Here is a 13,691-nt window from a genome sequence, read left to right as displayed (position 1 = left end):
AGATCCCCGGCCCGGGCCATGCGGCCGGCGCCGGGGTCTGCAAGAGCCGCCCCCCGGCGCCGGCCCCTATTCCGCGGCCTGGCGCTCCGACGCTTCGGCCAGCCCCAGCTTGGCCTGCCAATAGGCGTTGCTGGTCAGCGTCCCGTAGCCTGCGCGGTAATCGGCGGCCAGCTGGTCATAGGCCTTCAGGAAGGCGCGGGCGTTTTTGGCAAACCGCAGCGTCTCGCGCCAGGCCGCTTTCTTGCGATGGCGCACGGTGTAATATTTGCTGCGCGCGGCATTCAAAAAGGTAATCTCAGCAGCGCCCCAGCAGATCCCCAGCGCGCCGCGGCTTTCGGCCTGCACGGTGATCCGCCGCCCCAGCCGGGCAAAGCCCGGGATCAGCAGCCCGTTGAGGGTCAGCTTCATCAGATGCCGGCGCCAGGCGGCAGGCGGCTGATGGCGCACCGGCGGCAGCACCGCATCCGGCTCCAGATCCTGCCAGGCCTCGGCTGCCGTCAGCGCCTTGATGTCCGCCCGGCGCCCGGCCATGTCGGCGTTTTCGTCAAAGAACTGCGGCCCCCGCATCACATCCTCGACCGCCAGGTTGATCGCGGCAAGCGTGTCGTAATGCATCCGCGGCAGGTTGCGCAGGAAGAACCAGACAGCGATTTTCAGCACCCCCGTGGCGCCGACATCCAAGGCGGGCAGGCTCAGGTGATGCGCCATGTGGCTGCGCAGATCCAGATACCAGGTCTGCGGGCTTTCCTTCTCGGTAAAGCTCTCCTGGAAGGACACCACCCCGTTGAGGCGCACGATGTTGAACCCGTTGGCCAGCGAAAAGCTGACATCATCGCCGCGCACGAAGAACGGAAACGCCAGGTGTTCCGCCTGCTCCACCGGAAAGGCAAAATACCACCAGCCGCCGTAAAGCCCCTGCGGCGGCGGCCCGGAAACCTCCCATTCCATCTCTGCCACCTGTTCGAAATCACGCAGGTCGGTGCCCATGTGAAGCGGCAGGCAGCGGGTAAAGAAGCAGGCGCCGTTTTCCCAGATTGCCCAGCGGTGCTGCTCGCTGATCATCGCGCCGGCAATGGCGGTGGCGGGATCCTCGGCATAGGCCAGAAGCATCCAGCTGCGCTCCAGGCTCTGCATATGGATCGAGGCATCGTCATCCATGAACAGGCAATGGGACGCGCCGCGGGCGCGCGCTTCCAGCAGGCCGCGGGTAAAGCCCCCCGCGCCGCCCAGGTTCTCATTGGGAATGACCGTGACCCCGTCCTGCGGCGGCAGCTCCACCGACTGGCCGTTATCCGTGACGATCAGCTGCACGTGATCCTTCATCCAGGAGCGCGCGCGGAAGGCGCTGAAGCGCTCCACCGTGCGCGCCACTTCCGCCTCGCGCTTGAAGCTGGTGACGGCCAGCGCCAGCCGCGGCGTGCGCCGCGGCGCATCCGCCGTCTGCCAGGCGGCCTGGGTCAGCACGGCGTCGCCGCCCGCGGCCTGCAGCTCGAAAAACAGCACCGCGGTGTCCCCGGCCTCCTCCAGCACCGCCGACAGATCCAGCCGGACCGGTTCGCCTGGCACCAGCTCGGCAATGCAATCCGTCCGGTCCCAGGAACGGCCGCGCGGCGCTGAAAAAACCGACACCGTGAAGGTGCCTTCGCCCTCCAGCAGCAGAAACAGGCTCTGCAGGCTGCACTGGCGTTTCCAGGTGCCGGCATTGAACAGGTTGAACCAGGTGTCGAACCGGGCGCAGCTGCCCGCAAAAAACCGGTAGCCGCCCGGGGCGCCATCCGGGGCGTCCACCGGCCCGGCCGGGCCCTGCGCGCGCAGATACAGCTCCCGCTCGGTGCAGATCCCCGGCTCAGGCCACATCAGCGCCTGCAATGTGGTAAACCCGGCCGCGGCCGCCGCTGCGTCTTTCATACCTGTCCCCTCTTACACCCGTCCAGAACCGCCCGCTGCATACTGCAGCCGTGCCAGGAAGTACACGTCCGCGTTCTCCCGCGGCGGCTGGAATCGGCAAATTCCGCCGGGAATGCCGCGGCGCAGTCTCCCCCCTGCCGGGCGCGCAACATGCAAAACAGGCTCTAACAAGGGGCATTCCCTATGCCAGCATGGCCTCATGCACGGCAATTGCCTCTTCCAGATCGTCGAAATACCGCATCTTGCCCTGCTCCAGCACCAGCCCGGCATCGCAGAACTCACGCACCTGGTTCATCGAATGGTTGACCATGATCGCACTGGAATGCCGCATCCGCTCGGCAAACACCATCCGGCTTTTGCGTCTGAAGGCCTTGTCCCCTACGGCCGTCACCTCATCCACCAGATAGGTGTCGAACCGGATCCCCATCGAGGCGCCGAAGGTCAGCCGCGAGCGCATGCCGGAGGAATAGCTGCGCATCGGCATATGGTAGAATTTGCCCAGCTCGGCAAAATCCTCGACAAAAGCCACCAGATCATCGGTGTCCACCCCGTAGATCCGGGCGATGAAGCGGACATTCTCCGCGCCGCTCAGCTCGCGGTGGAACGAGCCCCCCAGCCCGACCGGCCAGGACAGGGTCCCGTCGCTGACCACCCGCCCGTGATCCGGGCGCATGATGCCTGCGATGATCTGCAGCAGCGTCGATTTCCCGGCCCCGTTGCGGCCCAGGAGCGCCAGGGATTTGCCTGCCGGCAGGGTGAGGTTCAGATTGTCGATGACAATCCTGCGCTCGCCCTTGAGCCAGAAGCTCTTGGTGAGGTTCTCAAAGCGGATCATGCCGGGCCGCCCGGCCCGCCGGCAGGGGATTGCGCCGCCCGGCCCGAAGGGCGCGCCGCCGCGGTGATGGCATCCGGCAACCGTCTCATCGCACAGGCCTCCTCAAGCATGATCTCAGCTGCGGTCGCGGATCGAATAATAGACCAGCGCCGAAATCGCCCAGATCAGCACCAGGAACAGCCCGGCCAGCCCGCTCAGCACAAAGCGGCGCGGGTATTCCGCCTCTTCAGCCAGGGTCGGCTTGATATAGGTTGCCAGATAGAGGCTCTGGCGGGCGGCATCGTCGCGCGCCGTCTCCAGCGCGGTCAGCGCCGCCCGGTAGACTACCTCGGCATATTCGCGGTCCACCGTCAGGCGCTCGAACTCGGAGATCAGCGAGGGGTAATCCTCGCCCACCGCGCCGGTATCCGTGTTGCTGGAAGCAAAGGTCTGGCGCTCGATATCGATCCGCTCGCGGATCACCCCGATCTTCTGCTGCACGGTCTTCAGCCGCACATCGCCCGGCGCCACCGAGCCGGCCAGCAGGTCGTATTCGATCAGCGCCTCGGCCAGCTGCTGCTGCAGGTTGTTCATCACCCCCATGCGGCCCTGAATATCGGCCTCCGGATCGACAATGCGGGTGCGGGTGCGGAACTGGGTCAGCGCCTCGCGCGCGCCCTTGAGCCGCTCCACCGCCTCTGCCAGGTCCGCTTCGGCATAGCGCATCGCATCGGCGCGCGCCTGTTCATTCAGCGCATTGATGCGGATCTGGCTTTCCTCGACGATGGCGCGGGTCACCGCCCGGGCCATCTCCGGCTCAAAAGCCACCGCCTGCACCTCGACCAGCCCGGAGCCGCTGTCATAGGAAATCCTGGCGATCCGCTGCCAGTACCAGACCAGCTCCTCCAGGCTGGCGTCCGGCCAGACCGAGAACACCCAGTCCGCCGGCCAGTGCTGGCTGTAATGGCCGCGCAGGTTCAGACGCGCCTCCACCGCGGCGGCCATTTCCTGGCTCTGGATGAATTCATAAAGGATGTCGCTGTCCGAGGCGGCGGTATTGCCGGCAAAGCTGGCCAGCCCGCCCAAAAGATCATTGGCGCCCGAGCTGTCCTGGCTGCGCACCGTGAAGCCGGCGGTCGAGGCATATTGATCCTCGGCCACGGCAAACAGGTAAAACACCGCAGCGGCCAGCGGCGCCAGCACCATCAGTGCAAAACTGGCGATCAGCCCCCAATGGCGTTTCTTCATCTGCGCCGGGCGGGCCACCGGATAGACGGACTGCTCCGCCCGCAGGGTTTCCAGCTCGGTCAGGGCCGCCTTGGCCCGGCTGCGCCATTTGCGCAGCTTGTTGCGTTTTCCCCCGCCCTTGCCGCCGCCGCTTCCAGGGTCTGTGCCAGTATCCTGGGGGCCAAGCGCACCGGGCAGAGGTTTCACATTGCCCGCATCCGCTGCGGGCTGCTGCGGGTCTGCCGGGCTGCTCTGGCCCGCGCGTTTGCGGCCAGACCGGAATTGGGCGGCAGACTTGCGCCGCGCCGCCGGACGATCCTGTTTCATAATCTGCGCACCCCGGCCTGCAGCCGTTTGTAATTGCCCCGTCTTTCTTTCATAGTATCGCCTGCGACGCATCCATTCACAACCACACAATGACCGCATATCCTCATGGCCAGCCCCCCTCCAGCTGCTCCGGCGGCCCCGATCGCCCCGGCCGCAATTCCTGCGGCCCAGATCCCCAAGTCCGCACACCGCCGCTTTGCAGCCGCGCGCACCATCGGCGCACTGATTCTGCGCGAGATGTCGACCCGCTACGGCCGCACGCCCGGCGGTTATCTCTGGGCGGTGCTGGAACCGCTGGCGGCGATTCTGTTCCTGTCGATCGGCTTTTCTCTGGTGATCCGCACCCCCTCTCTCGGCACCAGCTTCCTGCTGTTTTATGCCACCGGCTATATGATCTTTAACCTCTACCAGACCATCTCCAACACCACCGCCCGGGCCATCGCGTATTCCAAACCGCTGCTGAAATTTCCGGCAGTCACCTGGGTGGATGCGGTGCTGGCCCGGTTCCTGCTGAACAGCCTGACCGGCGTTCTGATCACCTTTCTGCTGATCGGCGGGGTGCTGTCGGTGATTGACAGCCGGGCGGTTCTGGATCTGCCGGTTGCGGTGATGGCCCTGAGCCTGGGCATGGTTCTGGGCCTCGGTGCCGGCACCCTGAACTGCGTGCTGATGGGGCTTTACCCCCTATGGGATATGATCTGGTCGATCATCACCCGGCCGCTGTTCCTGGCCTCCGGGATTCTCTACCTCTACGAGGACCTGCCGCCGCTGGCCCGGGACATCCTGTGGTACAACCCCCTGCTGCATCTGACCGGGTTGATGCGCAGCGCCTTCTACCCCACCTATTCCGCATCTTATGCGAGCATCGCTTATGTTCTGCTCATCAGCCTGGTCCTGCTGGCGCTCGGGCTGGTGCTGATGGGCCGCTATCACCGGGTGATCCTGAACCGCTGACGGCAGAGCAAGCCCGCCCGGCCGCGGCGCGGATCCGCTCAACCCTCGCCGGACAGCTCCAGCACCCGGTCATGCGGCACTGCGGTGCGGCGCCGCAGCCCGTCGCGCACCGCATGGCCCATCAGCCGCAGGAAGGCGCTGCGGGCGCCGCCGTGCTGACGCACCTTCAATAGCCATTTCGGCAGCACCACCAGAAGCGCCGGCCAGAACAGCCAGCCCGCCGCCATCCGGTACAGAAGCAGCAGGTTGCGGTGGTAATAATAGGCCTTCCACAGCGGTATAAAACGGCCGCGCTGCGCCGCGTCGGCCTTGTCCCGGCCGCCGCCCTTGCCCTGGAAGGTGCTGAGATCATGCTCGAAGCGCACCGAAGGCTCAAAGCCAATCCGGCCGCCCGATTTGGTCAGCCCCAGCGTATAGAGCCCGTCATCGCCATAGATGAACAATTCCGGATCCGGATAGCCGATGCGCCGCACCGCATCGGCGGAAATGAAGAAGCCGACAAAAGAGGTGACATCGATCTGCATCCCCGGCCCTTCGTAATCCGAGGGCTGCACATGAAAGCCGGACCGCCCGCCGCCGAACAGGGTGCGCAGGAATTCGCGGGCGTGCCAGAACGGGTTGCGCGAGGGCCGGTTCATCTCGCAGATCCGGCCGTCAGGGAAATAGACCGCCGCCGCCACCGCATCCCATCCGGCCCCGTCATCGCGATGCGCGGCCAGATTGCGGAACGCAGCCAGACCGCCCGGCGCCGGGCGGGCATCGTCATCCATCACCACCAGCCAGTCCGGCGCGTGCTGCTCCATCGCCCGGCGCATGCCCATCTCGAACCCGCCGGCGCCGCCGCGGTTGGTTTGGCTCACGCAGACATCCAGCCGCGGGTCGTCCTGTGCCGCCAGCCAGGCCCCGGTGCCGTCGCTGCTCGCGTTGTCCGCCACCACCAGGGCCGCCAGCTCATGCGCCGGGCTTTCCAAGAGCCGCGCAACCGTCGCCTTGAGCTTGTCCAGCCGGTTGTGGGTCACCACCACCGCCACCAGCCGGCCCGCGCCCCGGTCCGCGTCCTGCCCGACTCCGGTCCCGGCGCCCTGGGCGGCCGGTTCTGCCGCAACTGTGCCGATTGCCTGTGCTGTATTCACCGGGGGGCTCCTTGCCTGTCTGATGGTCTGTGATGCCGCGGCACCCGAGGCCGCCTGCGCGCGCCCGAAAGCTCATAAATCCCCGCCGCTGTCAAATCCTTTACCCCTGCCGGCCGTCCCGGACCGCCGGCCCCGGCCCGCCTTTCCGCCCCCGTCCCGCCACTGTTCCGCCTGCCAAAGCGTTTGACAGCCGCGCGGGAAGCCGCCACCTAAGACCCATGCAGACAGCTCTCATCACCGGTTCGGCCGGCTTCATCGGATATCACCTGGCGGCGCGGCTGCTGGCGGCAGGCTGGCGGGTCATCGGGCTCGATTGCCTGTCGCCCTATTACGACGTGGCGCTGAAACAGCGCCGCCACGGGATGCTGGCGCAGACCCCGGGGTTCACCCCGGTGATCGGCAAGCTGGAAGACCCCGGCCGCCTGATGACCCTGTTCGAAGAGCATCAGCCCGATGCGGTGATCCACCTGGCCGCCCAGGCCGGCGTGCGCCATTCGATTGACGCGCCGCGCGACTATCTGGAGGCCAATCTGATCGGCGTCTTTGAACTGCTGGAAGCCGCCCGCGCCCATCCGCCGAAGCACCTGTTGATGGCCTCCACCTCCTCGGCTTACGGCGCCAACAGCGACATGCCGTTTGAAGAGCGCCAGCAGGCCGACCATCAGATGTCGTTTTATGCCGCCACCAAAAAGGCCAATGAATCGATGGCGCATTCCTATGCGCATCTTTACGCCCTGCCGGTCACCATGTTCCGGTTTTTCACCGTCTACGGCCCCTGGGGCCGGCCCGACATGGCGCTGTTCAAATTCACCAGGGCAATGCTGTCAGGCCAGCCGATCGACGTCTACAACCATGGCCGCATGAGCCGCGACTTCACCTATATCGACGATCTGGTGACCGGTATCACCGGGCTGATCGATGCGGTGCCGGGCGCGGAACCGGTGTCGCAGCAGGACAGTCTCAGCCCGGTGGCGCCGTTCCGGGTGGTCAATATCGGCGCCAGCCAGCCGACGCCGCTGATGGAGTATATCGCGGCCCTTGAGGCGGCCCTTGGCATTGAAGCGCAGAAAAACATGATGGAGATGCAGGCCGGCGACGTGCCCGCCACCTGGGCCGATACCACCCTGCTGACCGAGCTGACCGGCTATCAGCCCCGGGTCGGCGTTGCCGAGGGCGTTGCCCGTTTTGCCGCCTGGTACCGGGACTATTACCGGCTCTGACCCGGGGCCAGCCGGGGGGACAGCCGGAGGATTTGAGTATTTAAAACCAGAAAGACGCGAAGGGCCTGCGCCGCTTCTCTGCGTCTTATCGGTTAAAGATACTCAGGCGCCGCAGGCCTCCGCCTGCCGCCGGACAGATGGATTTCATCGCCGCCACTTAGGTCCGCTTCGGACCAAATGTTTCGCGCGCGAAACATTTGGTCCGAAGCGGACCTATTCTCCGCCTGCTGCGGCCGCAGCACAAAAACCGGCTTGCGCCCTGTCCGGCGCGGTATATTCCCCTAAACTCATGATAATGGCGGCAGCCATGCCGCCGGACGGGGATTGGGAAAAGGGCATTCCATGCGTATTGCAATGATTGGCACCGGCTATGTCGGCTTGGTGTCCGGCGTTTGTTTTTCGGATTTCGGCCATGATGTGGTCTGCGTCGACAAGGACGAGAGTAAAATCACCCGGCTGCAGGGCGGCGAAGTGCCGATCTACGAGCCGGGGCTGGAGCAGCTGATGGAGAAGAACGTCTCCGCCGGGCGGCTCAGTTTCACCTCCGATCTGGCCGCCGCGGTTGCGGGCGCCGAGGCGGTGTTCATCGCCGTCGGCACCCCGACCCGGCGCGGCGACGGCCATGCGGATCTGACGTATGTGATGGCAGCGGCCGAAGAGATCGCCGCAGCCCTCACCGGTTATGCGGTGGTGGTGACCAAATCCACCGTGCCGGTGGGCACCAACCGGCAGGTGAAACAGGTGATCGCCAGGGCCAATCCGCAGGCGGAGTTCGATGTCGCCTCCAACCCCGAGTTCCTGCGCGAGGGCGCCGCGATCGAGGATTTCATGAAACCCGACCGGGTGGTGGTCGGGGTGCAGAACGACCGCGCCGCCGAGGTGATGGCGGAGATCTACCGGCCGCTGTACCTGCGCGACTACCCGGTCCTGTCCACCGATCTGGAATCGGCCGAGATGATCAAATACGCCGCCAATGCGTTTCTGGCGGCCAAGATCACCTTCATCAATGAAGTGGCCGGGCTGTGCGAGCGGGTCGGCGCGGACGTCAAGGAAGTCTCCCGCGGCATCGGTTTTGACGGCCGTATCGGCAACAAGTTCCTGCACGCGGGCCCGGGTTATGGCGGCTCCTGCTTTCCCAAGGACACCGCGGCGCTGGCGCGGATCGGCCAGGACCATGGCTTTCCGATGCGGATCACCGAGACGGTGATGCGGGTCAATGACGAGGTGAAAGCCCGGATGGTGGAAAAGCTGCGCGACATCTGCGGCGGCTCTTTCAACGGCAAGACCGTGGCGGTGCTGGGGGTCACCTTCAAACCCAATACCGATGACATGCGCGACGCGCCCAGCCTGACCATCGTGCCGGCCCTGGTCGGCGGCGGCGCCAAGGTGCGGGTGGTGGACCCGCAGGGCCGTGCCGAGGGCGAGGCGCTGTTGCCCGGCGTCAAATGGGAGGAGGATCCCTACAGAGCGGCGCAGAATGCCGATCTGGTGGTGCTGCTGACCGAGTGGAACGAGTTCCGGGCGCTGGATCTGAAGAAACTGGCGCGCAAGATGGAGGTGCCGCGGATGGCGGACCTGCGCAATATCTACTCGCCGAAAACCGCCAAACGGGCGGGGTTCGAGAGTTATGTGGCGGTGGGGCGGGGCTGCTGAGCCCCTCCTGAAAATAGGTCCGGTTCGGACCAAATGTTTCGCGCGCGAAACATTTGGTCAACTGTGCTGACCTGTTTCAGACTCGCGCGCCTGGCAGATATCAGAGTCTAAAAAGGGCTTTTCCGAGGAAAAGCCCTTTTGCCTCCGGCGGGAGTATTTGGAGAAAGATGAGAGCCTGAAGATTCTGATCAGAGTGTTTTCAGCCAGGCCTGCAGTGTCTCCACCAGGGCGGCGTTGACGCCGGGCCCGCTGATCTCAATCTTCTGTTCGCTGGGGGTATAGCCGAGGGTCACGCCGCGGGGCGCGGGCAGGGAGATCCGCTCGCCGGGCTGGGCGGCGTCCCACTCATAGGCGCCGCGCACCCGCGGGCGGCTGACCAGCGGCGGCACCGGCGCCGGAACCTGCGCCTCGGGTGCCGGCCGGGCTGGCGGGACAGCCGGAGTGTCATCGGCCGGGGCAGGGGGGATATCAGTGTCTGATACGGCCGCTTGCGCCGGGGCATCCCCGCCGGCATCCCCGTCCGCAAGACGCATCAGCACGTCCAGCTCGGCTTCGGGGCTGGAGCGGTCCGCGGCCTGCAGCGCCTGGGTGGCGCGGCCGGCAAAGCCCGGGTCCGCCTCGATCCTGTGGACCAGCGCCAGGCCCAGTTTCTCACTGATGGCGGTGGGGTAGAACAGCACCGCATCAAGGGCTTCAACCAGGGTGACAAAGCTGCCGATCTTAGAGCGTTTGGTGCGGGTCGCATTGCCGAACAGCGCCTGCAGCGCGTATTTGCGGCGGGTGAAGACGCCCTCCTTGCAGGCGCGCACCGCGATCCGGGCGCGCTCGTAATGGCTGAGGTTCACCCGGATTTCATTCTCCTCGACCATCGCCACATAAGCGTCTTCGGCGCTGTCGGGCTTGATCACCAGCGCCTTGATTGTGGCGAATTGCGGGTCTGAAGTTTCTTCATAGAGCCTGCGCAGGGCGGTCAGCCGGCGCCAGCCGGAGATCAGCCCGTGGGTGCGGCCTCCGAAGGTATCCTCCAGCGGCACCACTTCCGCCGGGGTCTGCTGGCCGCGGCTGCGGATCGACGCCATCAGCGCCTGCAGCTCTTCCTCGTCCTGTTCGATACGGTCGCGCACCAGATGGTTTTCGTCGACCCGCTCCAGCGGCAGCTGTTCGATCATCAGCCCCTTGGCGCGGGCATTTTCCAGCACCCCGGACAATTCCTGCAGCGCCGCCTGGGCCGAGGCATCGGAGGCCACCTGGGCAATCGGTGCGGCGCCGACGCTGGCCGGGCCGCCAAGCGCGGGTTTGCCCGCAGGCGCCGCCGTCAGGTAACCGGTCTGCGCCGGGGAGAGCCGTTTGCGTTTTGCCATGTTCTATCCTGACCTGTCCTCATGTCTCCGGCCTGCATGATACCGGAAAGTCCTTGTAAGGGCCTTAGCCCGCCGCGCGCTGATCCTGCTCATCCTGCAACGCCTCGCGCCGCCAGACCCCGATCAGCAGCTTCTTGAAGGCGGCATAGGTTTCATCGAATGTTTCCCGCCCGCGGGCATAGGTCTCGCGGTTGAAGTCGCGGTAGTCGGCCTCGTAGATGCCCGAGACCTGCTCGCCGGCCTGGCCGATGAGGGCGGTGTAATCCTGCTTATGGGGGCTGAGCACCCGGCCCATATAGGCCTGCATGAGTGCGGCCAGCTCGCCCTGCTGGGCGCTGTCGTAGCGGGTGATCACGGTGCGCACCGCGTCCCATTCAAAGCTGAGACCGGGCCGGCCAAGTGCCCGCGCGGCGAGGTTCTCGCCCTCCTCGATCGAGGCAAAGGTGGAATGCAGCATGTCAAAGAAGCGGCCGGTGGAATCGAACTCCAGAAACGATGCGCCCATCGGCACCAAAAGGATGTCGGCGGCGGAGAGCCCGTTGATCGTCAGATAGCCAAGCGCCGGGGGCGTGTCGATGAAGATCACATCGTATTGGTCCAAGACCCCGTCTGCCTGCAGCCGCTCGGTGAGCGCATCCCACAGCTTCCAGCTGCGCGCTGCCATCCGCCAGACCGGGATCTGGAATTCCGCCCAATAGAGGTTCAGCTGGGCGCCGATCAGATCGATGTTGGGCCAGTGGGTCTCCTGAATGACGTCCTGGGCGGTCATCTCCATCGCCGCATCCAGCGCCTCGTCCAGCGGCTGCGGGGCATCGCCGCGGTCGAGGCGGCGCTGGTTCTCGGCCCTGAGATGTTCGCCGTAGTGGCGCGCCAGCAGCGGGAAGGCGGTCTGCCATTCGTCGTCAACCCGGCCGCCGAAGATCGAGGTCATCGAACCCTGGCTGTCGAGATCAATCACCAGCACCTTGTAGCCGTCGAGGGCGGCGGACATCGCCAGATGCGCGGCGGTGGAGGTCTTGCCGACGCCGCCCTTGAAGTTCGCCACCGCGACCATTTTTGCGGGCAGCCCTTCGGGGCGGTAGGGGATGTATTCCTTGGCCTTCGATCCCTGGCTGCCGAAATGGGCGCGTAAGGTCAGCACCTCGTCAAGGGTGAACCATTTGGCGCCGCCTTCGGTTTCCGAGCGGCCCTGGGGCAGATCGGGATTGGCCTTCAGCACCCGGCGGAAATGGGCCTGGGCGACCGGGATCAGATAGCGGGTGATTTCCCAGGTGGAGAACAGCCGCAGCTCCTTGCGGCCCTCCTCGTTCATGCCGCGGCTGGCCAGATCGGCGCGGCCCTGCGCACAGGCGGCGGCGATCTCGGCAAAGCCTGCGGTGCTGGCGGGGGGATCGAGGTCGGCCAGCGCCGCATCCGGATCGATGCTGAAATAGGGGGGAAGGCTGCCGCCTGCCCGAGGAAGGTCTTTCCTGTGGATATCTCGCGCCATGAGGATCTGCCTGCTGTGTGTGGGCCTTGCGGCCCTGCCCGTGTGATTTGCTGCTGTCTGCGGCTTTGCCGCCCGATGTGCTGCCTTTTGGAGAGGATACCAGAAAACACCGCACATGGAAGCATTATGCGCATCACCCCTGATTTTTCTAAGCAAATTCAACAGTTGCGGCAGGGGCAGCGGGGGGATTTCAGGGCGGTCAAAAAAATCTGCCCTGTTAATTATGAGTTATTTATTAGTTATAGGGAGAGGAGGCCTCGCGCAAAGCCCTTTTTTCATTGGGGTTGAGGGCGGTTTTTTGGGGGGCGGTGACTCTGAAACCCCGATCAAACGACTCCGAACCCCCGATAAAGCGATTCCGAACCCCCGTTGCCGCGGCTTGTGGATAACCTTAGGGTGAGCGTAATCAAAACCACGATAAAACAGGCCGCACAGGATTCGCAGAAATCCGGCGGCCGGCAGAGCAGATCACGGGCAGGCAGATGGCGGCAGAGCTGACAGCGGGCGGGATTCCGCCAGAGGGGCAGGGGGATTTTTTCCTTTGCGATATCTTCGGGGCGATCCCCAAAAACGATCTGGCGTCGATGGAGCATCCGCTGTTCTCGCTTGGCACGAGGCCGGACCGGCGGATTCTGAACTACCAGCACAATGGCGCCGAGATCACCGTGACGCCCTCCGTCAAGGGGCTGGCGACGATCCACGACAAGGACATCCTGATCTTCTGCATCAGCCAGCTGATGGCGGCGCTGAATGCCGGCCGCCAGGTGAGCCGGACCTTGCATCTGAAAGCGCATGACCTGCTGATTGCCACCAACCGCGAAACCTCGGGCGACGCCTACCGGCGCCTGCGCGAGGCGTTCGAGCGGCTCGCGGGCACCCGCATCACCACCAATATCGTCACCGGCGGCCAGGAGGTCACCAGCGGGTTCGGCCTGATTGAGAAATGGGAGATCGTGCGCAAGGCCCGCGGCGGCAAGATGGTGAATGTGGCGGTGACGCTTTCCGACTGGCTGTACCGCGCGGTCTTGTCGAAATCGGTGCTGACGCTGAGCCGCGATTATTTCCGGCTCAGGAAACCGCTGGAGCGGCGGATCTATGAGCTGGCGCGCAAGCATTGCGGACGGCAGAACAGCTGGCAGGTCTCGGTGGAGACGCTTTTGAAGAAATCCGGCTCGGCCTCGCCCCGCCGGGTGTTCCGCAAGATGATCCGCGACATGATCACCGCCCAGCCCCTGCCGGATTACGCGCTGGAGGAGCTGGAGGGCGATCTGATCCGCTTCTCCCAGAAGGCGGCGGTCACCGAGGCGGTGCTGAATGCGCCCAGCCTGAAGCCGCAGACGCTGGAAGAGGCCCGGGCGCTGATCCCCGGCGCCGATGCCTATGCGCTGGAGGCGGAGTGGCGCGCTATGTGGCTGCGCTCGGGGGCGCCGCGGCTCAGGGTGCCGGATGCGGCGTTCCTGGGCTGGGTCCGCAAACGCGCCGCGCAATAGCCGCCGCCGCGCCCCGGGCTGGGGCTGGATTTTGAGTATTTGCGGCCAGGAAGACGCGGCGGTGCCCAAGGCGGCCCGCCGCGTTTTCTGTGTTCCGATAGCCGCGCCGCAGGCC

At 65.4% G+C, this 13,691-nt stretch carries 10 protein-coding genes; 4 read left to right on the top strand and 6 right to left on the bottom strand.

What is annotated here, in order from left to right:
- Positions 1–66: 66 nt before the first annotated feature.
- The 3 genes from AC0KW6_RS19240 to AC0KW6_RS19230 all read right to left on the bottom strand — a co-directional run bounded on the left by AC0KW6_RS19240 (position 67) and on the right by AC0KW6_RS19230 (position 4,276).
- Complete coding sequence (locus AC0KW6_RS19240) at positions 67–1,908, bottom strand: glycosyltransferase (protein ID WP_474035729.1); 1,842 nt, start codon at positions 1,906–1,908, stop codon at positions 67–69.
- A 181-nt stretch (positions 1,909–2,089) separates the two neighbouring features.
- On the bottom strand, positions 2,090–2,743 hold the full coding sequence (locus tag AC0KW6_RS19235; protein ID WP_474035728.1) for an ABC transporter ATP-binding protein: 654 nt from the start codon (positions 2,741–2,743) through the stop codon (positions 2,090–2,092).
- 114 nt (positions 2,744–2,857) lie between these two features.
- Positions 2,858–4,276 carry a KpsE/RkpR family capsule polysaccharide export protein gene (locus AC0KW6_RS19230; protein WP_474035726.1) on the bottom strand — a complete coding sequence of 473 codons (1,419 nt, stop codon included), beginning with the start codon at positions 4,274–4,276 and terminating at the stop codon, positions 2,858–2,860.
- Between the two features lie 105 nt (positions 4,277–4,381).
- Here AC0KW6_RS19230 and AC0KW6_RS19225 point away from each other — a divergent pair, with 105 nt between their 5' ends.
- Positions 4,382–5,230 carry an ABC transporter permease gene (locus AC0KW6_RS19225; RefSeq protein WP_474035725.1) on the top strand — a complete coding sequence of 283 codons (849 nt, stop codon included), beginning with the start codon at positions 4,382–4,384 and terminating at the stop codon, positions 5,228–5,230.
- A gap of 38 nt (positions 5,231–5,268) precedes the next feature.
- On the opposite strand, the gene AC0KW6_RS19220 is transcribed toward AC0KW6_RS19225, so the two are convergent.
- Positions 5,269–6,363, bottom strand: coding sequence for a glycosyltransferase (locus AC0KW6_RS19220; protein ID WP_474035723.1), 1,095 nt, complete (start codon positions 6,361–6,363; stop codon positions 5,269–5,271).
- Between the two features lie 218 nt (positions 6,364–6,581).
- Between AC0KW6_RS19220 and AC0KW6_RS19215 the strand changes: the two genes are divergently transcribed.
- A complete protein-coding gene (locus AC0KW6_RS19215; RefSeq protein WP_474035722.1) occupies positions 6,582–7,583 on the top strand; it encodes an NAD-dependent epimerase/dehydratase family protein in 1,002 nt (333 codons plus the stop codon).
- A gap of 342 nt (positions 7,584–7,925) precedes the next feature.
- Positions 7,926–9,236 (top strand): UDP-glucose dehydrogenase family protein, encoded by a 1,311-nt coding sequence (locus AC0KW6_RS19210; protein ID WP_474035721.1) that lies wholly within the window; start codon positions 7,926–7,928, stop codon positions 9,234–9,236.
- 188 nt (positions 9,237–9,424) lie between these two features.
- Here the strand turns inward: AC0KW6_RS19210 and AC0KW6_RS19205 are convergent, their stop codons facing one another.
- A complete protein-coding gene (locus AC0KW6_RS19205) occupies positions 9,425–10,597 on the bottom strand; it encodes a ParB/RepB/Spo0J family partition protein (protein WP_474035720.1) in 1,173 nt (390 codons plus the stop codon).
- A gap of 64 nt (positions 10,598–10,661) precedes the next feature.
- Positions 10,662–12,086: an AAA family ATPase gene (locus AC0KW6_RS19200; protein ID WP_474035718.1), complete on the bottom strand. Its 1,425-nt coding sequence runs from the start codon at positions 12,084–12,086 to the stop codon at positions 10,662–10,664.
- Positions 12,087–12,568: 482 nt separating this feature from the next.
- Here AC0KW6_RS19200 and AC0KW6_RS19195 point away from each other — a divergent pair, with 482 nt between their 5' ends.
- Positions 12,569–13,576, top strand: coding sequence for a replication initiator protein A (locus tag AC0KW6_RS19195; RefSeq protein WP_474035717.1), 1,008 nt, complete (start codon positions 12,569–12,571; stop codon positions 13,574–13,576).
- The last annotated feature ends 115 nt before the right edge of the window (positions 13,577–13,691 follow it).

The sequence above is a fragment of the Leisingera sp. SA215 genome (assembly GCF_055902035.1).
This window is presented reverse-complemented; position numbering and strand designations above follow the sequence as displayed.

Coding starts and splice junctions, on each gene's coding strand:
- AC0KW6_RS19240 (WP_474035729.1), bottom strand. CDS start 1,908: ATGAAAGACGCAGCGGCGGCCGCGGCCGGGTTTACCACATTGCAGGCG.
- AC0KW6_RS19235 (WP_474035728.1), bottom strand. CDS start 2,743: ATGATCCGCTTTGAGAACCTCACCAAGAGCTTCTGGCTCAAGGGCGAG.
- AC0KW6_RS19230 (WP_474035726.1), bottom strand. CDS start 4,276: ATGAAACAGGATCGTCCGGCGGCGCGGCGCAAGTCTGCCGCCCAATTC.
- AC0KW6_RS19225 (WP_474035725.1), top strand. CDS start 4,382: ATGGCCAGCCCCCCTCCAGCTGCTCCGGCGGCCCCGATCGCCCCGGCC.
- AC0KW6_RS19215 (WP_474035722.1), top strand. CDS start 6,582: ATGCAGACAGCTCTCATCACCGGTTCGGCCGGCTTCATCGGATATCAC.
- AC0KW6_RS19210 (WP_474035721.1), top strand. CDS start 7,926: ATGCGTATTGCAATGATTGGCACCGGCTATGTCGGCTTGGTGTCCGGC.
- AC0KW6_RS19205 (WP_474035720.1), bottom strand. CDS start 10,597: ATGGCAAAACGCAAACGGCTCTCCCCGGCGCAGACCGGTTACCTGACG.
- AC0KW6_RS19200 (WP_474035718.1), bottom strand. CDS start 12,086: ATGGCGCGAGATATCCACAGGAAAGACCTTCCTCGGGCAGGCGGCAGC.
- AC0KW6_RS19195 (WP_474035717.1), top strand. CDS start 12,569: ATGGCGGCAGAGCTGACAGCGGGCGGGATTCCGCCAGAGGGGCAGGGG.